The 26,990-nt window shown below is 57.1% G+C and carries 29 protein-coding genes and 1 tRNA gene; 12 read left to right on the top strand and 18 right to left on the bottom strand.

Annotated elements, in window-relative coordinates; translation table 11 throughout:
- Positions 1-8 precede the first annotated feature (8 nt).
- From G505_RS0116665 to G505_RS0116675, 3 genes are all read left to right on the top strand, one after another.
- Positions 9-674, top strand: coding sequence for a DUF1190 domain-containing protein (locus G505_RS0116665; protein ID WP_028110574.1), 666 nt, complete (start codon positions 9-11; stop codon positions 672-674).
- Positions 674-1,840 (top strand): glutathionylspermidine synthase family protein, encoded by a 1,167-nt coding sequence (locus G505_RS0116670; protein WP_028110575.1) that lies wholly within the window; start codon positions 674-676, stop codon positions 1,838-1,840. The genes G505_RS0116665 and G505_RS0116670 overlap by 1 nt, the downstream gene beginning before the upstream one ends.
- A 167-nt stretch (positions 1,841-2,007) precedes the next feature.
- A complete protein-coding gene (locus G505_RS0116675; RefSeq protein WP_028110576.1) occupies positions 2,008-2,550 on the top strand; it encodes a PIN domain-containing protein in 543 nt (180 codons plus the stop codon).
- 59 nt (positions 2,551-2,609) lie between these two features.
- Here the strand turns inward: G505_RS0116675 and cydH are convergent, their stop codons facing one another.
- The 12 genes from cydH to G505_RS0116735 all read right to left on the bottom strand — a co-directional run bounded on the left by cydH (position 2,610) and on the right by G505_RS0116735 (position 13,385).
- Complete coding sequence (cydH, locus tag G505_RS23510) at positions 2,610-2,699, bottom strand: cytochrome bd-I oxidase subunit CydH (protein ID WP_136853662.1); 90 nt, start codon at positions 2,697-2,699, stop codon at positions 2,610-2,612.
- Positions 2,700-2,823: 124 nt separating this feature from the next.
- Positions 2,824-3,435, bottom strand: a complete 612-nt coding sequence (locus tag G505_RS0116685) for a LysE family translocator (RefSeq protein WP_028110577.1) — start codon at positions 3,433-3,435, stop codon at positions 2,824-2,826.
- Between the two features lie 67 nt (positions 3,436-3,502).
- Positions 3,503-4,450, bottom strand: a complete 948-nt coding sequence (locus G505_RS0116690; RefSeq protein WP_028110578.1) for a LysR family transcriptional regulator — start codon at positions 4,448-4,450, stop codon at positions 3,503-3,505.
- Positions 4,451-4,530: 80 nt separating this feature from the next.
- Positions 4,531-4,905 carry a hypothetical protein gene (locus G505_RS0116695; RefSeq protein ID WP_028110579.1) on the bottom strand — a complete coding sequence of 125 codons (375 nt, stop codon included), beginning with the start codon at positions 4,903-4,905 and terminating at the stop codon, positions 4,531-4,533.
- A gap of 155 nt (positions 4,906-5,060) precedes the next feature.
- Positions 5,061-6,764: a hypothetical protein gene (locus G505_RS0116700; protein WP_028110580.1), complete on the bottom strand. Its 1,704-nt coding sequence runs from the start codon at positions 6,762-6,764 to the stop codon at positions 5,061-5,063.
- Positions 6,765-6,984: 220 nt separating this feature from the next.
- Positions 6,985-8,637, bottom strand: a complete 1,653-nt coding sequence (locus G505_RS0116705; protein ID WP_035385514.1) for an isovaleryl-CoA dehydrogenase — start codon at positions 8,635-8,637, stop codon at positions 6,985-6,987.
- 67 nt (positions 8,638-8,704) lie between these two features.
- Positions 8,705-9,451 (bottom strand): LuxR C-terminal-related transcriptional regulator, encoded by a 747-nt coding sequence (locus G505_RS22545; RefSeq protein WP_051216380.1) that lies wholly within the window; start codon positions 9,449-9,451, stop codon positions 8,705-8,707.
- A complete protein-coding gene (locus tag G505_RS0116715) occupies positions 9,435-10,058 on the bottom strand; it encodes a hypothetical protein (protein WP_028110582.1) in 624 nt (207 codons plus the stop codon). Before G505_RS0116715 ends, G505_RS22545 begins: the two co-directional genes overlap by 17 nt.
- Positions 10,055-10,228: a hypothetical protein gene (locus G505_RS23120; protein WP_157509264.1), complete on the bottom strand. Its 174-nt coding sequence runs from the start codon at positions 10,226-10,228 to the stop codon at positions 10,055-10,057. The genes G505_RS0116715 and G505_RS23120 overlap by 4 nt, the downstream gene beginning before the upstream one ends.
- 2 nt (positions 10,229-10,230) lie before the next feature.
- Positions 10,231-11,454, bottom strand: a complete 1,224-nt coding sequence (locus tag G505_RS0116725) for an FMN-binding protein (RefSeq protein WP_028110583.1) — start codon at positions 11,452-11,454, stop codon at positions 10,231-10,233.
- A gap of 64 nt (positions 11,455-11,518) precedes the next feature.
- Complete coding sequence (locus G505_RS0116730; protein WP_028110584.1) at positions 11,519-11,797, bottom strand: hypothetical protein; 279 nt, start codon at positions 11,795-11,797, stop codon at positions 11,519-11,521.
- 10 nt (positions 11,798-11,807) lie between these two features.
- Positions 11,808-13,385: a reductive dehalogenase gene (locus G505_RS0116735; RefSeq protein ID WP_035385515.1), complete on the bottom strand. Its 1,578-nt coding sequence runs from the start codon at positions 13,383-13,385 to the stop codon at positions 11,808-11,810.
- A gap of 600 nt (positions 13,386-13,985) precedes the next feature.
- On the opposite strand from G505_RS0116735, the gene G505_RS0116740 reads away from it, so the two are divergent.
- A complete protein-coding gene (locus G505_RS0116740) occupies positions 13,986-15,200 on the top strand; it encodes an OmpP1/FadL family transporter (protein WP_028110586.1) in 1,215 nt (404 codons plus the stop codon).
- A gap of 144 nt (positions 15,201-15,344) precedes the next feature.
- Positions 15,345-16,262, top strand: coding sequence for a LysR family transcriptional regulator (locus G505_RS0116745; protein ID WP_028110587.1), 918 nt, complete (start codon positions 15,345-15,347; stop codon positions 16,260-16,262).
- Here G505_RS0116745 and G505_RS0116750 read toward each other — a convergent pair whose 3' ends face one another.
- The 5 genes from G505_RS0116750 to G505_RS0116770 form a co-directional block, all read right to left on the bottom strand.
- The gene (locus tag G505_RS0116750; RefSeq protein ID WP_028110588.1) at positions 16,263-16,940 is read right to left on the bottom strand and encodes a nitroreductase family protein; all 678 of its coding nucleotides are present in this window, start codon (positions 16,938-16,940) and stop codon (positions 16,263-16,265) included.
- Between the two features lie 140 nt (positions 16,941-17,080).
- Positions 17,081-19,168, bottom strand: coding sequence for an elongation factor G (gene fusA / locus G505_RS0116755; RefSeq protein WP_028110589.1), 2,088 nt, complete (start codon positions 19,166-19,168; stop codon positions 17,081-17,083).
- 584 nt (positions 19,169-19,752) lie between these two features.
- Positions 19,753-19,843, bottom strand: a tRNA-Ser gene (locus G505_RS0116760).
- 93 nt (positions 19,844-19,936) lie between these two features.
- Positions 19,937-20,407 (bottom strand): GNAT family N-acetyltransferase, encoded by a 471-nt coding sequence (locus tag G505_RS0116765; protein ID WP_051216384.1) that lies wholly within the window; start codon positions 20,405-20,407, stop codon positions 19,937-19,939.
- A gap of 4 nt (positions 20,408-20,411) precedes the next feature.
- Entirely contained in the window at positions 20,412-20,792 is a 381-nt protein-coding gene (locus tag G505_RS0116770; RefSeq protein ID WP_035385516.1) for a nuclear transport factor 2 family protein, read from the bottom strand.
- 409 nt (positions 20,793-21,201) lie between these two features.
- On the opposite strand from G505_RS0116770, the gene G505_RS0116775 reads away from it, so the two are divergent.
- The 5 genes from G505_RS0116775 to G505_RS0116795 all read left to right on the top strand — a co-directional run bounded on the left by G505_RS0116775 (position 21,202) and on the right by G505_RS0116795 (position 23,284).
- The gene (locus G505_RS0116775) at positions 21,202-21,858 is read left to right on the top strand and encodes a Bax inhibitor-1/YccA family protein (protein ID WP_028110592.1); all 657 of its coding nucleotides are present in this window, start codon (positions 21,202-21,204) and stop codon (positions 21,856-21,858) included.
- 64 nt (positions 21,859-21,922) lie between these two features.
- Positions 21,923-22,312 carry a sulfurtransferase complex subunit TusD gene (tusD, locus tag G505_RS0116780; protein ID WP_028110593.1) on the top strand — a complete coding sequence of 130 codons (390 nt, stop codon included), beginning with the start codon at positions 21,923-21,925 and terminating at the stop codon, positions 22,310-22,312.
- The gene (gene tusC, locus G505_RS0116785; RefSeq protein ID WP_028110594.1) at positions 22,312-22,668 is read left to right on the top strand and encodes a sulfurtransferase complex subunit TusC; all 357 of its coding nucleotides are present in this window, start codon (positions 22,312-22,314) and stop codon (positions 22,666-22,668) included. Before tusD ends, tusC begins: the two co-directional genes overlap by 1 nt.
- Positions 22,665-22,952: a sulfurtransferase complex subunit TusB gene (gene tusB, locus G505_RS0116790; RefSeq protein WP_035385517.1), complete on the top strand. Its 288-nt coding sequence runs from the start codon at positions 22,665-22,667 to the stop codon at positions 22,950-22,952. The genes tusC and tusB overlap by 4 nt, the downstream gene beginning before the upstream one ends.
- A gap of 2 nt (positions 22,953-22,954) precedes the next feature.
- On the top strand, positions 22,955-23,284 hold the full coding sequence (locus G505_RS0116795) for a TusE/DsrC/DsvC family sulfur relay protein (RefSeq protein ID WP_028110596.1): 330 nt from the start codon (positions 22,955-22,957) through the stop codon (positions 23,282-23,284).
- An 80-nt stretch (positions 23,285-23,364) separates the two neighbouring features.
- Here G505_RS0116795 and G505_RS0116800 read toward each other — a convergent pair whose 3' ends face one another.
- Positions 23,365-24,792: a glyceraldehyde-3-phosphate dehydrogenase gene (locus G505_RS0116800; RefSeq protein ID WP_028110597.1), complete on the bottom strand. Its 1,428-nt coding sequence runs from the start codon at positions 24,790-24,792 to the stop codon at positions 23,365-23,367.
- A gap of 222 nt (positions 24,793-25,014) precedes the next feature.
- Here G505_RS0116800 and G505_RS0116805 point away from each other — a divergent pair, with 222 nt between their 5' ends.
- Entirely contained in the window at positions 25,015-25,803 is a 789-nt protein-coding gene (locus G505_RS0116805) for a DUF2989 domain-containing protein (protein WP_084644040.1), read from the top strand.
- A 235-nt stretch (positions 25,804-26,038) separates the two neighbouring features.
- Positions 26,039-26,990, top strand: a 952-nt coding sequence (gap, locus tag G505_RS0116810) for a type I glyceraldehyde-3-phosphate dehydrogenase (protein ID WP_035385518.1), incomplete at its 3' end; no start/stop codon positions are given.

The raw sequence follows: 26,990 nt of genomic DNA on the forward strand, positions 1-26,990 counted from the left end.
AGCAGATTGTGAAACGAAGTCGTTCTGTCCTCTCCCCGAGATTTAAGAAACAGGCCACGGCACCGACGGCAGCCGCCGTCAGCGTCTCCCTGATGCTGTCTGGCTGCAGCCCTGCCCCCAAGCAGGAAACGGCCCAGGTATACAAAACTGCGGAGGAGTGCATCCTGGTTAATCCAGATCAGGAGCAGCTGTGCCGGGATGTCTTCGGTGAAGCCATGGCACTGGCCGAGGAGACCGCCCCTCGCTTTAACTCTCTGACCGACTGCGAGCTGGAGTTCGGCGCCGATCAGTGCATGGGCGGCGGCGAGTTTGCCGGCTCCCTGGCCGACGGCGATCAGTACGCCGAAAGCAGTGGCGGCGGTGGCTGGTTTATGCCGATGATGTATGGCTACATGATAGGCAACATGCTGAGCGGCTCCTCGCGCAAATACCGCGCCGCGCCGCTCTACAGTTCCAAAAACGCCCGCTCGCCCATGTATGGCAAGCTGGTCACCGGTACCGGCGACACCGTCGGCCGCGCCAATGACCGGGTGGTCCGCACCTCCCCCAACAACTTCACCCCCAAGAAGGCCACTACGGTGACCCAGCGGGGCGGCTTCGGCAAGATTGCCCGGGTGAAATCCACCCAGGCCCGCAGCAGCACTAAGAGCAGTTCCAGGAGCTGGGGCGGCTGATGCGGCGCGAACTGATCACCCCAAGGGCCCACTGGCAGAGCCAGGCCGAAAGCTATGGTTTTAATTTCCATACTCTTTATGGGGAGCCCTACTGGGACGAGAGCCGCTACTACGCCTTCACCCTGGAGCAGATAGAGCGGGACTTGGAAGACCCGACCACAGAGCTCAACCAGATGTGTCTGGAGGTGGTGGATAAGGTGATGGCCAGCGAGGAACTGCTAACTCGATTTGCCATCCCGCGGGAGCATTGGGAGATGATCGCCCGCTCCTGGCGACTGAAGGATCCCTCACTCTATGCCCGTATGGATCTGGCCTACGATGGCGCCGGTCCGGCCAAGATGCTGGAGAACAACGCCGACACCCCCACCAGCCTGTATGAGTCCGCCTTTTTCCAGTGGCTGTGGCTGGAGGACCGTCTCAAGGACGGTACCCTGGCCCAGGGCAGTGACCAGTACAACAGCATTCAGGACAAGCTGATTGAACGCTTCGCCCAGCTCAAGCGGAGCTGGCCACCTGTGCCACTGCATTTCGCCTGCTGCCAGGACACAGACGAGGACAGAGGCACGGTACAGTACCTTCAGGACTGCGCCGAAGAGGCGGGCTTCGAGGCCATCTTCACCTTTATCGAGGAGATCGGGCTGACGCCCCAAGGCGGCTTTGTGGATGGCCAGGATCGTCCCATGCATGCGGCGTTCAAACTCTACCCCTGGGAGTTCATGCTGCGGGAGGAGTTTGGCCAGCATCTGGACAAGAGCCAGACCCGTTGGCTGGAACCCAGTTGGAAGTCTGTGCTCTCCAACAAGGCGCTGCTGCCGATGTTATGGAAGCTGTTCCCCAACCACCCCAACCTGCTGCCCGCCTATTTCGCCGATGAACTGCATCTGGCCTCGGAGAGTAAGCTGGTGGAAAAACCCATCTACTCGCGGGAGGGCGCCAATGTGCGCATTCTCGAAGGGGGGCACGCGGTGGCGGACAGCGAAGGCCCCTATGGAGAGGAGGGCGTCATCTATCAGGCGTTCCAGCCCCTCGCCCGCTTCGGCGACGACTACGCCCTGATTGGCTCCTGGCTGGTGGGCGATGAAGCCGCCGGCATCTCGGTGAGAGAGGACTCAAGCCTGATCACCCAGGATCTCTCCCGCTTCGTGCCCCACATCATCCTGCCCTGAACAGCAGCCCCTGAGAGTCACTCTCAGGGGCTTTCATTTCGCCTTCTCATCCCTTTCCATCGGCATTGACGCCTACCGGTGGGTCCGCTGATCATACAGACTTTGTTGAATTAGGGGCTTTGTACCATGCTTACTGGCCAGAGACTATGGGCCACAGGGAGGTGAGCATGAAGTGGGCATTCATCGATTATGAGAACATTGGCAACCTGGACAAAGTGGACCTCAGTGCCTACGACAAGGTGGTGCTGCTTCTAGGTGCCAAGCAGCCCAAAGTGGATCTGGGTTCTCAACGCTACCCCTCCCCCATAGAGCTAACACTTGTCCAGGTACAGGAGATTCAATCCAACAATCTGGATTTTCACCTGAGCTATTATCTGGGCAAGTTCGATGCACTGGAGTCACCGGACATCGCCTTTGATGTCATCAGTAATGACAACGGCTTTACCCCTCTGGTCACCCACATCCGCAGCAATGGCCGAAAATGCCAGCAGGTTCGTATGAACACAGCCCCACCGGATCCAGACAAGATGCTGCAACTGCTGATCTCAACCCCAAAGAACAAACGACCGAAAACCATCGCCACCCTGAAGAACCATATTGCCAGCCATATGAAAATTCAGGGAAACGACGTGGCCATTCAGAACCAGTTTCAGCAGTTGATCGCCGACAAGATCATTCGCATCTCCGGCGACAACATTCAATACAACTGAGTCCAACGCCAGACACAACAAAGCCGCCCAACAGGCGGCTTTGTTGTGTCTGGTCTTCCTTAGAAAATAAAGGAAGCCAGTACCACGATCATGCCCAGAGAGCCCACAACGGCGCCCAGCGCGAATTTCAGGTTAGTGTCCATCAACATCACTCCTTAGCTCAACAACGGTTGACACCAGCTTACGCCCTGTGATGGGTGACTCAAGCGGGCACAGCCACATCTGTTATCTGGATCACACTGATAATCTTGTTCACTTTAATCGAAAAAATCATCAGGTTCGCAGCACTACAGCCGTGGCCAGGGCGATAAAGATCAGCGCACTGGTCCTGTCCACCCACAGGGCGTTGGACTTAAGCCAACCCAGCAGCCCGGTGCGACCGATCCCCAAGGCCACGGCGGCATACCACAGGGCGTCGATGCCACCGGCGGTGGCCATCATCACCAGTTGATCACCCAGGGTGAGGTCTTCACGAACAAACTGACTGAACAACGCCAGGAAAAATATCGCCAGCTTGGGGTTGAGGAAGGCCACCATAAAGCCACCGCCAAAGCCGACAAACCGGCTTTTATGGGGCTTGGGCTCTTCGGTGTCAGCAGCAGACTTGGCCCTCAGAATGTTAAACGCCATATAGAGCAGGAAGGCGGCGCCAGCATACTGCAGCCCCTGAAACAACCAGGGCGTCTGGCTGATCATCAGTCCCAGTCCCATGGCGGTGATCAGCGCATACAGGGCCACACCCAGGCCATGACCAATGGCGGTATTCAGACCGGTGGCCGTGCCCCTTTGCACCGTATTGTTGATCACCAGGGCCAGGCTTGGCCCGGGGCTGATGGCGCCCAGCACGCAGATGGTGGCCAGGGGCAGCCAGGTGGTAAAACTCATTGCTCTTTCCTATTCGAACCTCAATGACTTCAGCATAATCCCCTGACAAGATGCCACAAAGAGATATCTAGTCATCACGGCCATTCCAGATGCTCATGCCTTTAACGACGTAGCTGCGCAGATGCCCTTCGAGCAGCGGCTGGGCAAGCTCGCGAAACCAGCGGTGTGCCGGGTCGTGATCGAGTCTCTGGTGCCACAACATGCGATACCCCTGCTTAGGCAAGGCGAAAGGCAGACGGCGAACGGTCAGGGGGGCGTTTTCGGCAAGCTGAACCCCAATGTGCAGCGGGGTGGTCAACAGGGCATCAGAGTGACACAGAATGCCCACCGCCGCCTGGAAGAAAGGCACTTCGGCCCAGATCTGCCGCCTATGGCCCAAGGTCGCCAGATAACGGTCCACCGGGGTGTCTTTATCCCCTCCCCCACTGACCAGCAGGTGGCGGCTGCCCAGATAGCTCTGAAGCCTGAATTCTCCCTTCGCCAGGGGGTGGCCCCGGTGCAATACCACCGCCAGCCCATCTTCCCCACCGGGCCAATGGCACAGGTTGGCAGGCACCTCCTCCTCTTCCAGGATGGTGGAGACCAGGTCGACGGGTAGGTCCGCCAGCTGGTGCACCTGTTCTCGCTGCCACAAACGGTACCTCAAGGTCACCCCGGGGGCCTGACGCGCCACCTCGGCAGCTATCAAGGGGTAGATAAACTGAGCCACATAATCGGAGGAAGCGAAGACGAAGGTGCGTCGGCACTGTGCCGGATCGAACGCCGGTGGCCGATAGAGCGCTTCAAGTTGCCTCATCATTTCAGGAAGGGCCTGCTTCAACTCCTCTGCCCGTGGGGTCAGCAGATAGCGTTGGCCATCACGAATCAGCAGCGGATCCTGAAAGTCGTCGCGCAACTGAGCCAGTGTCTTGCTGACCGCAGACTGAGTCATATGCAGCGCCTCGCCAACCCGGGTCAGGTTGGGGGTATGGAGTAAGGCACTGAGCACTCTGAGTTGATTGAGGTTGGGGCGCATGAAAGGGTCCGATGCCGAGATTCGAACCCCTTATACTACCCCAAAAAATCGAGCAACAAACCTCCGGGCATCCGGCGAAGTCAGTCCAGCTTTTTCAATTGCATCAGGCTCAACAAAGCCAGCAGGGTGAAGAAAGCGGGATCGCTCCAGCCAAAGCCGGAAAACACCCCGGAGACGCAAGCATACAGGGTAATGATGACCCCAAACACATTGGTGACGAGCAAACCGACAAGCACACGCCTAAGGATGTCTGGCTGGGTCAGATCGCGTAACAACCAGGTCAACGCGGCGATGCCACCGAGAAAGATGCTGTTGTGCTGCGACAAAAACAGGGCATCGCCGTCGGCGATCTCCAGCCCATAGAGTGGCCAAAGCTGCACGGGGACCAACAGCAGTGCCAGGGCAAAAAAGCCGTAGACCACACTGTGAAAGGTGAGAAATTGTTTACTGCTCATTAGAAGCTCCACTTTGTCTGTAAGATGGGACCACCGTTGAGTGTGGCCATAACTCTGCCCCGATCTTACCTGTGAATTTTCGACAGAAAAGTAGATAGTTTTGCGACCTGATGTCGATTTTGTAGACATCAGGCCGCAAGAGCCTTGTTCGGCGGTTAACGTTGGGTCGGTTGCTGATCGTAGGTCAATACCAGTCCCCGGCTGTCCACATCCATCTCCATGCTCAGTCGTGCGTCCATTTCACTGTAAGTCGCCAACTCAGCGGCCGCTTCAGGCTCAATGGCACTGAGAAGCTGCATCATGGGCTCCATGGCACGGCGGTAATCCAGTACCATGGAGAACAGGCCATTAGGATTCGCTGGTTGCATACCCAAAGTCTGGGCTGCCGCCTCCGACTTAAGCCCTGAGTAGATCAGCAGGTGCTCCCCTGCCTGCTCGACGGTCATGGTCTGAGGCAGTGACTGGCCCATGACCTGATCCACCTGCTTCTTCTCACCCGGGGCAACCTTGACTTCAGCCAAGGGAGGGAAGGCAGCCGCACCGGTGGCGACGATCTTGCCGGGGTCCTTGGCGGAGAAGCTCATCAGCATATCCACACGCTCGATCATCTCGCTGCTCACTCCCTGTTGATCCAGCGCATAGTCGAAGATGCTCAGGCTGATGCCCTGCACCCCGTCGGTGAATCCGGCAAACAATCCCAGAGTCTCAGGGGGCATCATCTTCAGCTCATCCTGGATCTCACCCAGCGCCTGGCACTGATACTCCTGCTCCAGCCACTGGTCGCGGATGGTGGTCAGGCTCCCCTGCAGCTTGTCCGCATTGAGCCCCAGAGCGGCGCTGAGCAGCGGACCTGCGGCTCCTTTGCCGAGATCGGGCAGGAAGCCACGCATCTGCATCAGAGCGTCAAGGATCACACCGTTGTAGGATTCGACCACCATCTGCCCTTCCATAGCCAGTTTGCCGGCCTCAAGACGATAGTCGTTTTCAAATGAGGTACGGGGCCAGTTATCGGCAATGGCCGACCACTCGCTCAGACATTCTGGATTGCGGAACGACACCACTTCGGAGGGGTTATCGATGAGTTTGGTCATCTGACGAGCAAACTCATTGCCATCCTGGCTGAACAGCCCGATCACCAACTGCTTGTGGTTTATGAAACCCAGGTTGTCACTGGAGAAGCCGTTGCGCGTCTTGATTTGAGCCACCTCACCACTGTCCGCCAGGGAGCGGGCTGGCTGAGACGCGCCCAGAGTCTGGGTGATCTGCGCTTCAGTGAGAAAGGGAGCCCCCAGGGTCAAGGTCAGCTCGCCCTGATGATGAGCGACCCACAACTCGATCACCTCACCGGTGTCATCCAGATCCAGGGGGTAGACCCGAGCCTGTCTATCACCCAGAGTGCGCATCTCGTGGGTCTGGCCACTCTGCTGTTCGAAACGATCCAGGGTGGCAAACAGCTTGTCAGGATGGGCCAGACTGGATTTGAGCACCGGGGTCATGCCCAGAGCATAGGTGTAACCTGTCACCTCATCCGCCAGGCCATAATCTTCAATGAATTTGTCCGGGCTGGTCAACGCCTCAGCATAATGGATAAACCAATGCATCAGAAAACGGGCTGAAGGTTGAGTCATATCCTCCAGCTCCTGCTCCATCATGACCCGCTCTTGTTCACTCAACAATGGGGCCGAATATTGCTCCAGCTGGGCCCGCAGCGGAAAAGGCGTCACTTGAGCGGCGAAAAATACCGTGTCAGCAGGAACCTGCTCCAGCATGCCTGCGCCACCGGTTTGGGTCTGATTGATGTAGACCCCTCCGGCGATCACCGCGGCGGCGATAACGGACAAACCCAATTTCTTCATCATTCTCTATCCTTGCTGTTCTGATTGACGCCATCACTCCGGCGGATTGCAGTCAATTACAACAATACCTTAGCCGGATGTCACCGCCTAAATGCAACCTTGGCGATTTCGCTCCTCCTGCGCATCAGGTTGCCGTAAACATCACACCGTCCTCTTCGGCGAAGGCGTTGTAGACTGGCGCCCTAGAACACGCAGCTGAGCATCGTGCGTCAGTCCCCCCTTGTCAGCCGGAGTGAGGCCGGGCCCGCTCAATGATTGCCCGGCAATCGATGCCGCTGGGCAGGTTGCCAAAGCAGTAACCAAGGCGCTCCTGCAGACGGCTGCGGCAGAAGGCGTCCACAACGTTCTCATTGCCGGCACGGATCAGCTGGGCTCCCTGGAATCCCAGAGCCAGACGCTCCATCACCGCCCGGCCGCGATACTCCATGTCACCGAGATCCGTTACCAGAGTCCCCAGCCTATCCAGATAGGCGTCGTAAAGGCGGTGCCCTCCTCGGGCCTGCCCCAACTCCTCCATGAACACCTCGGCCACCGCCGGCGTCCTTGAAATGGCCCGCAACAGATCCAGACACTGTACGTTGCCACTGCCCTCCCAGATGGAGTTGACCGGCGCTTCGCGGTAGAGCCGGGGAAGAATGCTCTCCTCCACATAACCTGCGCCGCCCAGGCATTCCTGAGCCTCCCCTATCTGGCTGGTGGCTCTCTTACAGATCCAGTATTTGCCCACGGCAGTGGTAATGCGCACCAGCAGGCGTTCGGCCTCGCTGGCCTGGTTGTCCAGGGCCCGGGCCACCCGGCAGGTCATCGCCAGCGCCCCCTCCACCTCCAGACAGAGATCGGCGGCCACATTTTGCATCAGGGGTTGGTCTATGAGGCGTTTGCCGAGCACACTGCGATGGGCAATGTGGTGAGTCACCTGGGCCACAGCCTGGCGCATCAGGGCCGTGGAACCAATCATGCAGTCGTATCGGGTCAGTGCCACCATCTCAATGATGGTGGCCACACCTCGTCCCTCCTCTCCCAGACGCCAGGCCAGGGCATCACGGAACTCTATCTCGGAGGATGCATTGGAACGATTGCCCATCTTCTCTTTCAGACGCTGGATCTGCAGCGCATTTTTGCTGCCATCGGGACTCCATCTGGGCATCAGAAAACAGGTGAGCCCCCCTTGCGCCTGAGCCAACACCAGGAAGGCATCGCACATGGGGGCAGAGCAGAACCATTTGTGACCGGTGAGACGATAGAGCTCTCCCTCAACCTCATCGGCACGGCTGGTGTTGGCCCGCACATCCGTGCCCCCCTGTTTTTCGGTCATCGCCATCCCTATGGTGATCCCCTGCTTTTGCGCTATGGGGGCGTTGGTCGGGTCATAGCAACCATGAAGCAGCTTCTGCAGCCACTGGCCAGCTTGGGGACTGAGCTTTCTCAAAGGGGGAACCGCGGCGAAGGTCATGGTCAGGGGGCAACCCGATCCTGCCTCCACCTGGCTGTAGAGGTAACTCAGTGCCATCCGCACCACGTGGGCGCCAGGCTGAGGATGGGTCCAGGGCAGGGTCGGCAGTCCCGAGTCCACCGCCAAAGACAGCAATTCATGATAAGCGGGGTGATACTCCACCTGATCGATACGGTGACCGAAGCGATCGTGGCTGTGGAACTTGGGGGCCTGCTCGTTTGCCTGAAATCCGCGGGCGATCCAATCTCTCTGTCCCAGGGTGGCCCCCAGGTGGCGAACCCGCTCCTCACCCCAACGGCCCCCTTCCCTGGCAAGCAGTTCCCTGAGTGGGACATCGGTGTCAAACAGGTTGTGATTCTCCAGCGCCGGTGGCTGGTTAAACACCTCGTGGGTTGCCCCATCCGGGCCTGTAAGGTGGTTCATCAACGGCTCTCCCTGCTCAATTGCTGAACATTTAAACTAGCGTTTAGAGCCCAGGGGGTAAAGCCAATCAGATCAATTGACACTGCCCCGCCCGATACACAAGCTGAGCAATGTTTCTGGCTTCCAGCAGCTCTTTGAGCACGCTGACGTGGTAGTCCACCCCCCGCAGAGTCAGCCTGAGCTGGGCAGAAACCTGCTCTCTGTCCTGCCCCTGAGCCAACAAACCCAGTATGTAGGCCGACAACGGATTGACGATGTTGTAATCCACCAGAGGATTGATGGACTTGCCAAACTCCAGGGCAATTTTGACTTGCAGCTGCTGCAGTTGCCGCAGAACCATCTCGATTGTGGCGCTGACCTGAGCCACAGATTGGCTGTCCGGGATCAACAGGGTGAAGCGTCCTCGAAACTCCGGGGACAGAGGACAACGGACGCTAAAGGTCACCAGCGCCTCTATCCCGGCCTTGGTCAAGCGGCGGCTCATCACTACCGGCAGCTCCCGCATGGGCCAGAAGTAGACCTGCTGATTCCACACTCCCTCAAGAACATGGCCCAATCCCGGGTAATGACTCATCTGCTGCTGCCACAGCTGTGCGGCGGTGCCGCTGCTGGCAAAGAGCCGGCGGCGGCGAACAAAGCTGCGTATCATCTGCTCGCTGCTTTTTACCCTCCTGCACCACTTCGCTGGATGAGCGATGTCGTAGCAGTACCATATGCCCCCCAGGCCCAACTGTTCATTCAGGTCGGCCAGCATCTGCTGCAACCCATGATGATCGCCGCCCGGATCCTGCAGCTGTTTAGCGGCGGCACTCATGGCCAGCCTCCCCATTGGCTCTGACGCTAAACACCCTGGGATCCCGGGCCTGAATCCGCTGCTCTACCTGAGTCAGCAAGGCCGCTGGCAACTCACCTTCGACCCTGACAAGGAGCCCCAACGCCTGATTAAACATCCCCAGCTGCCTGGACACCTCAACCGCCGTCATCACCTCTGTGGCCGTAGAGAGATCCAGCAAACCCAGAATCCTCTCCAGGTTGCGTCTCTCGCGGTCGCTCCAGACCACCTGAGATTCGCCGCGGCGATGACGGTGGTTGGCCAGCTGCCAGAGTTTGAGCCTCAGGTGCAACTGATGCTCCGACAGCTCCTCCCCATAGCTCCGGGTCAGCGCCCACAACTCCTCCTCGGTAAGGGCACGATAATCCACTCCATCAGAGCCTGTGGCGTCAGCCAACTCCGGCAACCACACGCTACCCTGACAGTGGCCACAGGCCACCACCAAAGGCTGTTCGGGCACCGAGGGGCTGTCGACATAACCGTCGCTCCACAACTGGGCCAGTCGGGCATCCACCTGAAGAAGCGCACGAAATCTCAAGGCACCGCCACAGTGGCTGCAGGCGAGCCAGCGCTCAGGACCGTATCTCATTGTGCCCCCCCTTCAGCCCAACCGAGCTGCTGAACAAAACGGTGCAGTACGCCGTCAGTGATGATGGATTCGGCCGCTCCCACAAAAAACAGCAGCACCAGCAACACGGTGACCACGCTCAGTAACTGGGAAATGGGGTGAGCCTCACCCCGGGATTTTACTCTGGACATGGTTACTCCTTGGTTTGCACAGCGATGGTGTGGCCGGCGCGTCGACGTTGGCTCAATCGATTGACCCACTTGCGCCGCAGTTTTACCGACTCATTGATGGTCAGGCCCACTGGGCAGAAGTAACGACACCAGAAATCCGGCACGAAACAGGCACCAAACAGGGAGAGAGGCAGGATGTACCACTGCAGCCCAGTCCCCTCCAGGGCAAACATCATGGAGAAGGGCTCATAGGCGCCCATGGACGGATGGCGCGACAGGAAGATCAGCATCAGTGACGCCCAGATCATGCCCAGTACCAGTGAGCGGCCATGCTTGTTCAGCCACCTGGGCGCCTTCATATTGATGCCGGTGATCTTATGCAGCAACGATTGCACCGCCGCATAGGGGCACAACTTGTTGCAATAGAGGTTTCGCCCCAACACCACCACCCCCAGGACTATGGTCCCCATCAGAATCCACCAGATGGGGTGCTGCTTGATGCTGGGCAGGTAGCCAAGCAGTATGCTCCCCAGGCTGCCGATGCTGATGGAGGCGTTGGTGTAGAACCCCACAAACAGCAGGGAAACCAGGGGAAGCGCCGTTTTCAGCCAGCTCATCGGCTTGCTTCGCCCACCGACGCTGACCGCCACGGCCCCCAGAGCCAGCAGCAGCATGCCCGCTTCCTCCCATCCGAAGACCCAGGGATCCGGTGTCCAGCTGGGTTCCAGCCCCAGATGCTTTACCGCGCCCAGGTGCAGGGATCCTCGCAGCGCCTGACTCACGCCCCGGGCAGTGACTGTGGCGCCGGAAAAGGAATCGATATCCGTGTCGAGCAGAAAGTCATCGGTGACGCTGGCACCGGCGAACTGGCGGAAAAACTGCATCTTCACCAGGCGCGCCACATAGGGTGGGGTTTCGCGATGCCCGATCAGGTGGACACCATGAACCCGGGCGCCCCCCTCGATGCGACTGGCGGTGACCGCCACCTGCAATGGTCCGCCATAGCCCTGCCCCTCTCCGAGGATCACCACCTGGGGTTGATCAGGTTGACGGTTGACCCATTCGAGAACCACCGGACCACCCTGGGTGTCCGCCTGCTCGACCAACTGGGCGCCGGGAAAGCTCTTAGCCAGCCGTGCGGGATAGTCAGGCTGGTTGCCAAGCTGGCCCGCGACAAACGCCAGGACCAGGCTCAGCCAGGCCACAAGGCTTAGCAGGGAGGAGGGATTCTGTAGTTTCTTACTCATAATACGCTCTGAGAAATGGGGCCGTGCCGGAGGATGATCGGCACGGCCGTAGGCTGGCTGACGCTTACAGGCGGGCGCCCTTGGGGGCGTATTTGCGCCAGATGAAGGCCATCAGCAACAGTCCAGGCATGCAGAAGGCCGCCAGTCCCAGGGCGCCGGACTGAGGCACGTTCTCGATAAAGGAGCTCCCAGCCCAACCAATGCCGAACAGAAACATCAGGCCACCTGTGATCATCCCAACCCAGGCGGTCACCGGAAGCTGCGCCTTAACCGACAGATACGCCATTCCCTGCACACCCAGGGTGAACAGGATCCCCATGATGAAAAATTCAATTAGTTCCATGTTGTCCTCCTTATGAACGGCCAACGGCGCCGAACACGTTACGGTTGGTGGGGTTCACTCGCATCCCTTCACCTGTGTTCCAGAATTTCGCCACTTTGGTGGGATCCTGGGTGGCGCCATAGCCAAAGGCAGGGTGCATCTCAGACATCACTCCGTGCAGGGTCGCTGGCACGAAGGGGTTGGCGGCCACGATCATCCAGTGGTGCCAGAAGTCCGGCTCGTTGAAGGTACAGGCAGCATTACAGGCGGCGCAGTCGCCGTCGCTCTCCATCCAGTAGTCGAAACAACGCTTGGAATCGACATGGAACTTCTTGATCCCTTCATGGTTGTTCCAGTTGTAGCCGGGTTGCTCCGAGTGCTCGCCCACAAAGGTAAAGGTGGTGTCCTCATCCATGGGCAGAGCCTTGGAGGGACAGGCCTCGGCGCACTTCTTACAGGTTTTGCAGAAGTCTTCGATGCCCCAGGTACGTGGCTGATCGTGCTCGACAAACTCAAAATCGGTGTACACCTTGCACAGGCGAATTCGCGGGCCGTAGCCAGGTACAATCAGCTGACCGTTCCGGGCGCCCTCCCCCATGCCGGCGGCAATGCCATAAGCCACGGAGTTACCCAGATCGTTGCCCGAGGCTACGGCGTGGTAACCCAGGCCGCGGATAAACTTGGCCATCTGCGACGCCAGGGTCGCCATCTTGGTGTAACCGTCTCCCACGGTGCCTCCGGACGTAAAGGTGGGTGCGGTCGCCAGATTGTCATAATCCATGGGCACTGCCATGACGATCACCGTCTTGGGAGTGAACGGGAAGTCTTTCTCCCAGGAAAGCTGCTTCTCAACCGGCTTAAACTCCTCCAGGGCGGCCATCATTGCCTTGCCCATCTCTTGTGGGTCGGTGATCTTGCTGACACCGCGACGGTCCATCTCTTCAAACATCTCCACCGTGGGGCCGGCGTGATAGATGGGATCGTAATCCCAGCGCTTATCCCGCTTGGCAATACCACAGCGGGCAGCGCCGAACAGCCGTGCGGCACTGCGGATGGCATTTGCCGCCTGCTGCTTGGAGGCAAACTGATACTGCTCATGCTCCATGTCAGACTGATCCCAGGAGAACCATATGGTGTCCGGTACCCCCATGGCCCCCAGGCGCAAATCCCACTTGTGAGGAGGGCACCAGGCCGCATGGGAGAGAGAGCGGTCAAGCTGGGTAAAACCCGGACGAGCGTTATCGTGCCCCTTCTGTTCGAAGCGCGGCACTTGCAGCTGGAAGTTGTAGTTGGGGTTGCCTTTCACCAACCGGCCAAACTGCTCGTTGCGCTCGGGGTGGCGCATCATCAGGAAGGGGCTGCCGGCGTAGGACCACATGTGGCTTTCGCCCGGGAAGGGCTGGAAGTCATCAGCCAGAATGGGCCACTGCTCATTGATCTTGCCTTCGATGGACGCACGCCCGGCTCCATAAGCACCTAAGCCCGCGGCCAGCACTGCACCACCACCAATGGCTGCACGCTTAAACAGCTTGCGTCGTTCGGGGTTTTCCAATAAACCCTCATGATCCGTAGCGGACCGGGTATTTCCCTGGTTTCTATTTTCAGTCATGGTTTTTCTCATATTCCAGGCCAAAATAAATTCGTCCAACACAAATTTGAAGGAATTATTTCGGACGTATCAGCTTCGATTCAATAATAGTAAAGCCAGCCAGAATCAAATAGACCAAACCAAACAACTCAGTATTTCACTATTGATAATTATATTGATCTTTATATGTAAAAACCTTTCTAATAAAAGGGGTTAGTTTCTTCTTATGGCCTTTCTTACCCGGCCAATGAGTTGTCAATTCTGGGATGCGCCTAACACTTTGCCATAAAACCCAATATCAACAGCAGTTTGCCGAGAAGCTTAGAGGTGTGTCACCGGCAGGCATCGCACCCGCACTCGGAGTGTCCCGGCCATGCAGGCGCACATAAAATCAGGTCAAATTAACAAAAGTGGAATAGAGTTTTTCCTGACGGAAAATAGTGAGATCAATAAAATGAAATTAATTTGTTCACTCTCACGAAATTGCTGCAAAGTCATACCGCCATTAATTTCGGCAGATATATAGTCCGCTGCAAACAATTACTCCAACAAAAACACCAAACCTTAAATATATAAGGGGGATATATGAATTATCGACTCAGCACTATGGCGATAATGGTAATGACAACCACTTCACTGTCTGTAGAAGCCAGTGGCATCCTGCGTGACGACACCGCGTCGGCCTATCTTGGCAGTGCCGGTGCCGGAAGAACCACCGACACCAGCGCCGGTGCCGCCTTCAACAACCCTGCGGGGCTGGCCTATCTGGAGCAGAGGGAGGTCCAGGGCAGCTTGCTGCTGATTGAGGACAGTTTTAGCTTCCACGATCAGGGCTCAACCGGCACCAATCCAGACTATGAACGAAGACGCAAAAGCACCGACTATGGCATTGGCCTCAGCGGCGGCGGCTCCCTGTTCTATGGTCAACCGCTGAGCGAAGACTGGGGAATCGGATTGGCCCTGGCTTCCCCCGCCGGCGGAGCCACCGACTTTGGCGACAACTGGGCCGGATCCAACTTCATTGAATCGGTGGAGGTAATGATCGGCGTCGCTCAAGCTTCCGTGGGCTACCGCATCAATGACCGATGGTCGGTGGGTGCCAGCCTGGGCATCAGCTACATGAGTTGGGAGCTGACCCTGGATCCCTTCCCCGGTGCCGAAGAAACTCTCAAGCTGGACGATACCGAACTGGCCTGGGCCCTTGGGCTGCTCTACCGCCCCTGGCAGCACACCAGCCTGGGACTGCGCTATGTGGCCGGGGTAGAACATCAGCTTCGGGGAGAAACCAGCATGTCCACCCCTATGGGAGCCGTTCACGACCAGGCCAGCCAGCAGTTTAATCTGGCGGATCTGGTGACCTTCAGTGTGGAGCACAAGCTCACACCGGCTCTCAGCCTGATGGCAGACATCGAGTGGGCCCAGTGGTCTGATATGGACCGCAGCCTGATTGAACACGACAATGGTCCCACCATCTTAGTGCCCCGTAACTGGCAGGACGCCTGGAGCGGCGCCCTGGGTATCCATTACCAAGTCTCCTCTACGCTGACGCTGAAAACCGGCATCGCTTACGACGAGTCCGCCGTGTCCAAGGCCAATCACAAGCTGGATCCGCCAGTGGACCGTCAAATTGCTTACGCCGCCGGCCTGAGCTGGGCCCTGACCCCCAACACTCAGCTGGACCTCAGCTATCAGTACCTTGATCTGGGAGATATCGAGGTCAACCAGGCCATCGAGGGGTTTGACCCAGTCGCCGGTCAGCCCTTCAGTCAGACGGTGTCCGGCCACTCCGAAGCCCATGTACACATCCTGAGCCTGGGACTGGCACACAGGTTCTGATACCAGGTGGGTTTCCCCCAACGCCAGAAAGACGCTGGGGGAAACTGCAACAAAGGCAGGTGAATTCCATCGCGCCACTTGGGCGGCGATAAAACCACTGATACCCTTTGTGTCATTAGCCAACTACTTCTGGGTTGTCCCTCTATGCATCAAGTCACTCTCGATGACATTCGCCTGGTTAACCAGATAGCCCGCCTGGGCAGCTTTGCCCGGGCCGCCGACTCCCTCTCTCTGCCCAGGCCCAGCGTCACCCGCAGAGTCAAACAGCTGGAGGCCCACCTGGGCGTCACCCTGTTTCAGCGCTCCACCCGCCAGTTGTCCCTGACCCAGGAGGGGGAGGCCTTCCTGGAGCACAGCCTCAACATAGAGCAGCACTGGCAAACCGCCACCGAACAGATGAAGAGTGCCAGCGGTGAGCCCGTGGGCCGCCTCAGAGTCAGTGCCCTGGGCCTGTTCAACCGGGTCATTGCCGGCCCGGTACTGTCCCGCTTCGTCAAAACCTACCCGGGCATCGATCTGGAGCTCAAGTCCACCTGGTCCCCGCCGGATGCCACCAAATTCGATGTGGACCTGATGTTCAATACCAAACCCCTGGAGGACAAGAGCTTCGTCAACGAGCCCCTGTCTCTGACTCAGAGGGACTTCTACGCCAGCCGCGACTACCTGGAGCGCAGAGGCAGCCCGGGCAGCATCACCGAGTTGGCAGACCACGACCTGGTGGTACTCAACTACACCGACTTCAAGGATGGAGACTGGCTGTGGCAAGACGGAGAGCAGCAGAGGACCCTGCAGGTAAAAAGCAATCTGATGCTGGATGAAGCCGAAGCGGCCCTGCAGATGACCCTGCTGGGCCACGGCATCTGCTGGCTGCCGGATTTCTGCTGTGACAAGTACCTGGAGAGCGGCGAGATGGTGCGCCTGTTTGAGGGCCGCCATGCGACCCCAGGCCCCTTGTGGGCCATCTACCCCAGGACCCCATTTGAAAATCAGCGTCTGAGGCTGTTTATCGAGATGGCCAGAGACAGTCAACTGCTGGGCAAGCCTGCCCCGGCCCAGAACTGATCACAGGAAGCTTGAGATCTCCTCAAGGGACTTCTTGTGGGTCGCATGAAGCGGTATGGTGGCACCCTTTGCCGGATAACCCGCCACAATCAGCATATAGGGGCGCTCGTTATCGCCACGGCCACACACCTTGGAGAGGAAACTCATCGGCTTAGGGGTGTGGGTCAGGGTCGCCAGGCCGCTGGTGTGCAACGCATTAAGCAAAAAACCGGTGGCAATGCCTACGGATTCATGCACGTAGTAGTTGGTGGTTTCCCCATCGTCGTGCATCCCACCCCGCTTCTTGCTGAACACCGCAATCAACCAGGGGGCGATCTCCAGGTAGGGCTTATTGGCATCGGTGCCTAAAGGCTTCAGGGCTTTGAGCCACTCTTCACCCGCGCGCTTCTCGTCATAGAACCCCCGCTCCTGCAACTCGGCGTGTTCTCGGATCTGTTTCTTCACCTCATCAGAGCGGATGGCCACAAAGTGCCAGGGCTGGTGATTGGCACCACTGGGGGCACTGCCCGCGGCCAGCAGACAGTTCTCAATCACCTCCTGGGGAACAGGGCGATCCGAGAAACTGCGAACGGAGTGACGCCGGCGCAGATGTGCCAGGTGCTCAGACGATCGCTGAACCATCTGCTCGGCGTCATATTCGACAAAATCATCGAGGGGGATACGGTCGTGGGGCTGCATGCACACTCACTCCTTGTGAAAGCTTATAGAGTAATGCTAACACCAAGAGCGCATTGAACAAGTTTTCCCCGGGAAGATTGCGCATTTAGAAAAACAAAAGCCCCGGCACTGGGCCGGGGCTTTAGGGAAGAACTCAAGAATTACTTGGCGTTCTTAGCCTTGGTCTCTGCAATTACCTCTTCGGCAACGTTAGCAGGACAAGGTGCGTAGTGGCTGAACTCCATGGAGAACTGGCCACGACCGGAAGTCATGGTACGCAGGTGACCGATGTAACCGAACATCTCGGACAGAGGTACGTCTGCCTTGATGCGTACGCCGGTAGCACCAGCTTCCTGGTCCTTGATCATGCCGCGACGACGGTTCAGGTCACCGATAACATCACCAACGTGATCTTCAGGAGTGAACACGTCCACCTTCATGATGGGTTCCAGCAGCTGAGGACCGGACTTAGGCATAGACTGACGGAAAGCACCCTTAGCGGCGATTTCGAAGGCCACAGCAGAGGAGTCAACCGCGTGGAAGCCACCGTCGAACAGCTCAACTTCAACGTCCAGAACAGGGAAGCCAGCCAGAGGACCGGTATCCATCATGTCACGGAAGCCCTTCTCAATGGCAGGCCAGAATTCCTTAGGCACGTTACCGCCCACAACAGTGGAGGCAAAGGTGAAGCCGGAACCCTGCTCGCCAGGCTTGATGCGGTAGTCGATCTTACCGAACTGACCGGAACCACCAGACTGCTTCTTGTGAGTGTAGCTGTCTTCAATAGCGGAGGTGATGGTCTCACGGTAAGCAACCTGAGGCTGACCAACTTCCAGCTCAACGCCGTAGGTACGCTTCAGGATGTCTACTTTGATGTCCAGGTGCAGTTCACCCATGCCTTTCAGGATGGTCTGACCGGACTCTTCGTCGGTCTCAACCTGGAAGGAAGGATCTTCTGCAACCATCTTACCGATGGCGATACCCATCTTCTCAACAGAACCCTTGTCCTTCGGCTCAACAGCGATGGAGATTACAGGCTCAGGGAAGATCATGGGCTCCAGGGTGCACTCGTTCTTAGGATCACACAGGGTGTGACCGGTCTGAACGTTCTTCATGCCAACTACGGCGATGATGTCACCAGCCTGGGCGCGAGTGATCTCGGTACGCTCGTCGGCGTGCATCTCTACCATGCGACCGATACGCTCGGTTTTGCCGGTAGCGGAGTTCAGGATGGTCATGCCCTTTTCCAGAACACCGGAGTAGATGCGGATAAAGGTCAGGGCGCCGAAACGGTCGTCCATGATCTTAAACGCCAGGGCACGCAGAGGCTCGTCAGCGGAAACGGTCGCTACTTCACCGGTAGGCTCACCAGTCTCTGGATCGGTCAGAGGCTGAGCGTCTACTTCGGTAGGAGCAGGCAGGTAATCAACTACCGCGTCCAGTACCAGCTGGATACCTTTGTTCTTAAAGGCGGAACCACAGAAGGTGGGGAAGAATGCCAGGTCACGGGTACCCTTACGGATGCAGGCTTTGATCTGCTCCATGGAAGGCTCAGTGCCTTCTTCCAGGTACTCCATCAGCAGGTCTTCGTCCATCTCCAGAGCGGTTTCCATCAGCTCTTCGCGGTACTCGGCGGCCTTCTCCTGCAACTCGGCAGGGATATCAACTACTTCGTAGTTCTCAGGCAGACCGGAGTCGTCCCAGATGTAAGCCTTCTGACTCAGGATGTCTACAACGCCCTTGAAGTCGTCTTCGATACCGATAGGCAGGGTCATCACCAGCGGACGAGCGCCCAGTACGTTCTTCACCTGGTCTACTACGCGGTAGAAGTCTGCACCCATACGGTCCAGCTTGTTCACGAAGATCAGACGGGCTACTTCGGATTCGTTAGCGTAACGCCAGTTGGTCTCAGACTGGGGCTCAACACCACCGGAACCACAGAATACACCAACACCACCATCGAGAACCTTCAGGGAACGGTAAACTTCAACGGTGAAGTCAACGTGTCCGGGGGTGTCGATGATGTTCAGGCGGTGATCGTTCCAGAAACAGGTAGTAGCAGCAGACTGAATGGTAATACCACGCTCAGCTTCCTGCTCCATGAAGTCAGTGGTGGCGGCACCGTCATGCACTTCACCGGTCTTGTGGATCTTACCGGTCAGCTTCAGGATACGCTCGGTACTGGTGGTCTTACCGGCATCAACGTGCGCGAAGATACCGATATTTCTGTATTTTGATAAATCAGTCATTGCTTTACTCTGAAAAAACAATCGTTGTCACTTTTCGGCGGGGGAGTATACCACTTTTGCAACCAAAAGATACGCACTTAGCGAAATGATTTCGCCAGTTATCGCCTATCACAAGCTGTTGGTAGGAATACTCACGTCCGACGTCGTTTGGGAAGCCTGACATAGCCGACCGAATTATAGCCCACTTCATCAATGCCAACGGGGATTCGGGACCGGAATCTTTAGCCTCTTCACCAGGGTATGCAACACCAAGTTAGCTATCCCTGGCACCAAAGGGAGCCGAGCTCCGCTTTTGCTGCCGTTGACTGAGTCTCGCACACCCTTGTGACAATCCTAGGCCGCCAGGTCGCTGCTGCGACCTCAGACCGTGACTCTCTCGCAGAGTGCGAGTTGTACGAAAAAACCCGCCTCAAAGGCGGGTTGAACGAATATGGCGGAGAGATAGGGATTGATTCCCTCGCGGAGCTCGGCCGCCTTCGGCGTTACTCGCTGTGCTCGTTGCGAACCCGGCTAGGGTTCTGCACCCTATCTCACCTACTCCGAATCCAGAGTGTTAAGGCTTCAGAACTCGAGGTATTGAAATATGGCGGAGAGATAGGGATTTGAACCCTAGAAGGGCTATTAACCCTTGCCGGTTTTCAAGACCGGTGCTTTCAACCACTCAGCCATCTCTCCAGTGGCGGCAATAATAGTGAAAGGATCGTCCGGTGTAAACCCCTGAATCCAGCGGGATTGACAAAAGATCCGCCCTTCAGATGGTTTGACTTCCTAGAGGCGCTTTTCCATACGCCAATTCTGCAATTTTTCACCTTGGCGAACGGTTTGGTTCTCCCGCACCACCGCAAACCCTTTTGCCTCGAAAAAGGGGCGCGCAAAGCGAGAAGCATCCACGGTCAATCGACCCATTCTCTGTTGACGAGCCTCCTGCTCCAGATGTCGGTACAAACGGGACGCGATCCCCTGGCGCTGAAGATCAGCATGGGTATAGGTCCACTCGATATGCCCTGACGGTGTCAGGGTAATGAAGCCCACCACCCTGCCATCGAATTCAGCCACTATAGGCGGCCACTGGGCCAGCCTTTGCTGCCAGCGCTCGTACTCTTTGGGCTGTGGCGCCCAGGCATTCACCTGGGCCTGAGTGTAATGGACGAGACCAATCCGGTGGACGGTGTCGTAGAAGATGTCCGTCAGAGCCCGGGCATCTTCTGTCCGGTAAGGGCGAACAACCAGCTTTGTCATGAAACTAAAACGGTTGGCAGGGGGTGCCCTGGTGATGAATCATCTGCCAACGATGATCCTCCAGAGCCCAAAGGGAGCTTCGACGGGAGTGGCTGACCACCGTGCCCCGGGTCAGTTTGGCGTTATAGAGCACCTGACACAGGTTGGGAGCCAACTGCCTTACCCTGAAATCCTGGGCTTCCACACCCAGAGAGTCCTCTTCCGGCAAGCGCTTGAGCACCTCCTCCAGACCAAACTCGCGACCGGACGCCCCCACTTCGATAAATTCCTTGTGAATCAAAAAGGCAAGCAGTTCGCGGCTGCGCCGGGTGGAGGGAACAAACAGCCTTTTTTCCAGGGCGATCAGGTGGGGCTCAAGCTCCAGGGCAATGCTTAGAGTATCCATAGTGAGTGAGTTAATCCTTAACCTGTAAAATACCAAGCTCAAAAAATTTCAGTTGAATGACCAAATACGTCATGGACTTGGCAAAAAACCGTACAAATCAGGTGATGGGGCACCTTGTCGGCCTCTGGCGGGCCTGTTTGCCTCGCGGGCACCTTCAACTGGGGAAGGTTAACCCGCTTAAGGTAGAAGTTTTGTCATAAATCGTCAACGAAGCCGAATGGGTCGGGTAAGCCATGGTCGCGCCAAGGTTTTTCCGAAACTGCCCGGTAGACACCGGCCACAGCAGTGGTTTTGTTACTAAATTGGTTGAAAAACCGTTGCTCCGTTCCCACATCAGCTTGTAGAGTTAAACTTTTCAGGAATCGGTGGCTCTAACCTGTCAGAAACGGGCCACAAAAAAGGAGTCCACATGCAGACCCAACGTTTTGAAACCGTCGCCAGCTCTGCCGGCGTCGAGGTCAACAAAGTTCTACGCAACACCTATATGCTGCTGGCCATGACCCTGGCGTTTTCAGCTGCCGTCGCCGGTGTCACCATGGCACTGCAGCTGCCACATCCGGGCATCATCATCACTCTGGTGGGCTTCTACGGTCTGCTGTTCCTGGTCAGCCGCACCGCCAACAGCGCCATGGGTCTGGTGTCCGTGTTCGCCCTGACCGGCTTTATGGGATACACCCTTGGCCCCATCCTAGGCATGTATCTGGGCGCGGGCATGGGTGACATCGTCATGATGGCCCTGGGCGGCACCGCCTTCACCTTCTTCGGCCTCTCCGCCTATGTGCTGGTGACCGGTAAGGACATGTCCTTCCTCGGCGGCATGATGATGGCTGGCTTCTGGGTGATCATCGCCGCCTTCATCGCCAACATCTTCCTGGCGATTCCCGCGCTGAGCATGGCCCTGAGCTGCCTGTTCATCCTGTTCTCTTCCGGTGCCATCCTGATGCAGACCAGCGCCATCATCCACGGCGGCGAGCGCAACTACATCAACGCCACCGTGACTCTGTTTGTCTCGCTGTACAACATCTTTGTCAGCCTGCTGAGCCTGCTGGGGATGAGCGACGACTAAGCGCCCAGTTTGAGATACACTAAGGCCCCAAGTCGGGGCCTTTTTCTTTGGTTACGAATCCGAAATGAGTTCTTTTCTAGTCGTCGTGAACGGCGAACCCTACGGCAGCCAGTCCGCCTGGTCTGCCCTGAAGTTCTGTGAAACCTTGCTGGCTCAGGGGCACACCCTGGAACAGGTGTTCTTCTACCAGCACGGCGTCCTCAACGCCAGCCGTATGCTGATGCCCGCCAGTGATGAGCTGGACCTCTCACCACGTTGGCATGCCCTTCACCAGCAGCACAAGGTGCCTCTGGTCAGTTGCGTCTCAGCCGGACTGCGACGGGGCATCATCGATGCGGAAGCCGCCGAAGATGGTGGCCTGGACAGTGCCAACCTGGCCTCACCCTTCATCCTGGGGGGCCTGGGCGAGCTGGTGACCACCATGCAGCAGGTAGACAGGACGGTGCAATTCTGATGAAGCAGTTAGGAATCCTATTTACCCGCGCGCCACACGGCACCCCCCGCGGTCGGGAGGCACTGGACCTGGCACTGCTCGGGGCCAGCTACGACATCCCCACCCGGCTGTTCTTCTGTGGTGACGGGGTCTATCAGTTGCTTAAAGGGCAGCGACCCGGCAGCATTGAGGGGCGAGATTACATCGCCACCTTCAAGGCCCTCCCCCTCTACGATGTGGAGGAGATCTGGGTCTGCGCCACCTCCCTGGCCGAGCGTGGATTGACCGGCGATGATCTGCTGATGGCGGTTGACGTGGCTGATAAGGCGCACTTCGCCCAGGAGTTAAACCAGACAGAACAGGTACTGACATTTTGAACGTACTCCATACCCAATCTCGCTCGCCGTCCGACTCTGACGGGCTCACCCTGATGCTGCGCGCCCTGATCCCCGGAGACGGCATTCTGCTGATGCAGGATGCCGTCATCGCCGCTACCCTGCCGCAGTGGCTGCAGCCATTGTCTGACTGCCCCTGTTATGTTCTCAAGGAAGATCTTGAGGCCCGAGGCTTGATCTCCCGAGTGAACGCCCCCATTGAGGTGGTCGACTACGATAGATTTGTCCAGCTGACGCTGGAGTTTGAAAAAGTACAGGCGTGGTAATGATGTTGAATTTTAATGGCCAGGAGATCGCCACCGACAAGCAGGGTTACCTGCTCGATTCCAGTCAGTGGCAGCCGGAAATGGCGCCCATTTTGGCAGAGCAGGAGGGGATCGAACTTTCCGACGCTCATTGGGAGGTGGTTACCTTTGTTCGCGACTTCTACGAGGAGTTCAATACCAGCCCCGCCATCCGGGTGCTGGTCAAAGCGATTGGACAGAAACTGGGCGAGGATAAGGGCAACTCCAAGTATCTCTACAAGCTGTTCCCCAAAGGCCCGGCCAAACAGGCCACCAAAATAGCCGGCTTGCCAAAACCGGCTCGCTGCATCTGATCCCCTGAAGCTATCGGCCCCCATACCTTCGGGCACAAAAAAACCGGCGCATGCGCCGGTTTTTTTATCTCGGTTATCCCTTAGGCAGGGATAACGTGAGTGGTCAGGTTCAGCATCTTCTTCATGACGCGAATTACCTGACGGCTGTAACCGAACTCGTTGTCGTACCATACGTACAGTACCGCACGGTCACCGTCGACGATGGTGGCCTGGGAGTCCACCACACCGGCGTAGCGAGAACCTACCAGGTCGGTAGACACAATCTCAGTAGACTCGGTGAAGTCCACCTGGCTTTGCAGGTTGGAGTGCAGGGCCACTTCACGCAGGTACTCGTTCAGCGTGTCACGGTCAGTTTCCTTGGCCAGGTTCAGGTTCATGATGGCCATGGACACGTTTGGAGTAGGCACGCGGATGGCGTTACCAGTCAGCTTGCCCTTGAGCTCAGGCAGAGCCTTGGCCACCGCCTTGGCGGCACCCGTGGTGGTCAGTACCATGTTCAGCGGCGCACTGCGGCCACGACGGTCACCCTTGTGGAAGTTGTCGATCAGGTTCTGGTCGTTGGTGTAGGAGTGAACCGTTTCAACGTGACCGTTGCGGATGCCATACTCATCGTTAATCGCCTTCAACACAGGGGTGATGGCGTTGGTGGTACAGGAGGCAGCGGACACAATCAGGTCCTCATCCAGGATGTCTGCCTGGTTTACGCCGTAGACCACGTTCTTGATGTCACCTTTGGCAGGTGCAGTCAGCAGCACCTTAGCGGTTCCCTTGGACTTCAGGTGCAGGCCCAGGCCCTCTTCATCCTTCCAGATACCGGTGTTGTCCACCACCAGGGCGTTATCGATGCCGTACTCGGTGTAATCCACCTGATCAGGGCTGTTGGCGTAGATCACCTGGATGTAGGTACCGTTGGCGATAATGGCGTTGTTCTCGGCATCCACCTCGATAGAGCCATTGAAAGGACCGTGGATGGAATCACGGCGCAGCAGGCTGGCACGCTTCTCCAGGTCACCACCACGACCACCACGGACGACGATGGCGCGCAGACGCATGTTGTTGGCCACGCCGGTACGCTCGATCATCAGGCGGGCCAGCAGACGACCGATACGGCCAAAGCCGTACAGCACAACATCGCGCTGCTCAACTTCCTGATTGGAGGCAGGCGCCATCTCTTTGGCAACATAGGCTTCAATCTCGCTGCCGTCGCTGTGGTTGCGCCAGTAGTTGATGGCCAGTTTGCCCAGGTCGACACGAGCATACTTAACGTCCAGCTTGCTCAGGGCTTCCAGGAAGGGGAAGCTCTCACGCAGGCGCAGCTTGTCGCCCTCGTGCTTGCGAACAAGACGGTGCATCTTGATGATGTCGATGGTGGAGGCGTTGAGCAGGCTCTTGCCATACACCAGCACTTCGATGCCCTGGTTGCGGTACAGCTTGCCGATCAGAGGCTGCATCGCTTCCGCCATTTCAAAACGTTCTTGCCAGCTTTTCAGATGCTTGTCAGCGGTCATTTGGGACAAATCCTTTCTAGGCATGATCTGCAGCTTAGGACCTATAATGTCGACTAAGTCAAAAGACCATGAAATGGGTACAGATTACGTGGCTACGTTGGCCAGCTGGCGGTATTCTACAGAAGATCGTCCGGTTGATTCCAGCCAGCTAAACCCGTAATTTAATTAGGCAAATTGGCGGTTTACCGCTGTAATAGAGAAAATTTTTGGTAAGTTTACACAATGCGAGTAATTGCTTTAGCGGCACTGCTGCTCCCCCTCACCGCCTGTGACACACGACTCACCCTGCAGGAGGTGTGCGAGAGCAACCCCAAAATGTGCGCCGACGTCGCCCTGACCGGGTGGTGTGTCAAAGAGCGTTCACAGGTGATTTGGACCCGCTACGAGCATAAGGACTCCGACAGACACACCCTGTATAACGAGCTCATTGCACTGGAGAATTACGTTAAGTGCATGGAGAAGGCCACCATGATCGAAAACCGTCTGGTCGCCAAAGAGAGGGAAACCGCCCGTATCGAAAGCTACATGTCATCGCAGAAGTCGCTGAAAAAACTGCAAAATAGCACCAGCGAAGACACCTCCCCTTACATCACTTTCTATCGCTGGACCCGCCTGAATGACACCAAAGCGCTGGGCCAGTTCCTGCAGTCCGAGCGCAATGGAGAGCTCAACACCGTCGAACTTAAGCAATTTGCCGCCTCCTACTACTCCAGGGCTAACCCTCAGAAAGCCGTAGATTATCTTCTCGATACCCTGAATGAACTGCCCTACCCCTCGGTCGATACCTATCTTGAACTGTCCCAGGAATACATGAACCTCGATCAGCCGGTTCAGGCCTATCTGTTTGCCAAGCTAATCGCACGGCACCAACCCGAGCTGGTGAACGAACAAAGACTGAGTCTGCTGGCCGCTTCTGCAGGCGTAAAAAGGACTAAGCTGGACGAGAAAGCGGAGCAGATCGACGAACTGCTGGAAGAGGGAAAATTTAAGCCCGAGAGCCTAAAACTGTAATTAAATTTCTTTTGCTCTTTCAGGTCGAATGATGATTTCTTGCTCACAAAGGCACGAGGGTTAACGTGATCTTCACCACGGTTTAGCCCTTTGTGTACTAGGCTTTAAGCTGTCAAAACTTGATGTGTCGTAACATTTACTCAAATACAGCAGATTATTGCGTCGTCACCCTTGACCACCGGCATTATTGTTGTAAATTAACCACAGTTATTAAAGTTATGAGACAGGTATCGCTATGATCAAAGTTGCCATCAATGGATATGGCCGTATCGGCCGCAACGTCGTCCGTGCACTATATGAAAGCGAAAAAGACTACCCCATCCAAATCGTTGCCATTAACGACCTGGGTGACGCATCCATCAACGCTCACCTGACCAAGTACGACTCCGTACACGGTCGCTTCAATGCCAAAGTTGAGCACAGCGACGATGCCATCACCATCAACGGTGACAAAATTCTGACTTTCTCCGAGCGCGATCCCTCCAAGCTGCCTTGGGCAGACCTGGGTGTGGACGTAGTGTTCGAGTGTACCGGTATCTTCACTACCAAGGCGACCGCGTCTAAGCACATCGAAGCTGGCGCCAAGAAAGTCATCATCTCCGCTCCAGGTAAAGAAGTAGACGCCACTGTTGTTTACGGTGTTAACCACGACGTCATCACTTCCGATATGACCGTTATCTCCAACGCGTCCTGCACCACCAACTGCCTGGCGCCTTTCGCCAAGCCGTTGAACGACGCTCTGGGTATCGAGTCCGGTCTGATGACCACAGTACACGCCTACACCAACGACCAGCGTCTGTCTGACGTATACCACTCTGACCTGCGTCGCGCCCGTGCTGCAGCCGTCAACATGATCCCCACCAAGACCGGCGCTGCTGCCGCTGTGGGCCTGGTTGTACCTGAGCTGGCTGGTAAGTTCGACGGCGGTGCGGTTCGTGTACCTACCGTAAACGTATCCCTGGTTGACCTGTCTTTCGTGGCCAGCCGTGACACCACTATTGAAGAAGTGAACGCCATCATCGAGAAAGCGTGCGCATCTGGTGCCATGAGCGAAGTTCTGGCTGTAAACCATGAGCCTCTGGTGTCCATCGACTTCAACCACAGCCCTTACTCCTCCACCTTCGACGCCACTCAGACCCGAGTGAATGGTCGCCTGGTGAAAGTAATGGCCTGGTATGACAACGAGT

This window comes from Ferrimonas futtsuensis DSM 18154, assembly GCF_000422645.1.
GTDB classification, from domain to species: domain Bacteria; phylum Pseudomonadota; class Gammaproteobacteria; order Enterobacterales; family Shewanellaceae; genus Ferrimonas; species Ferrimonas futtsuensis.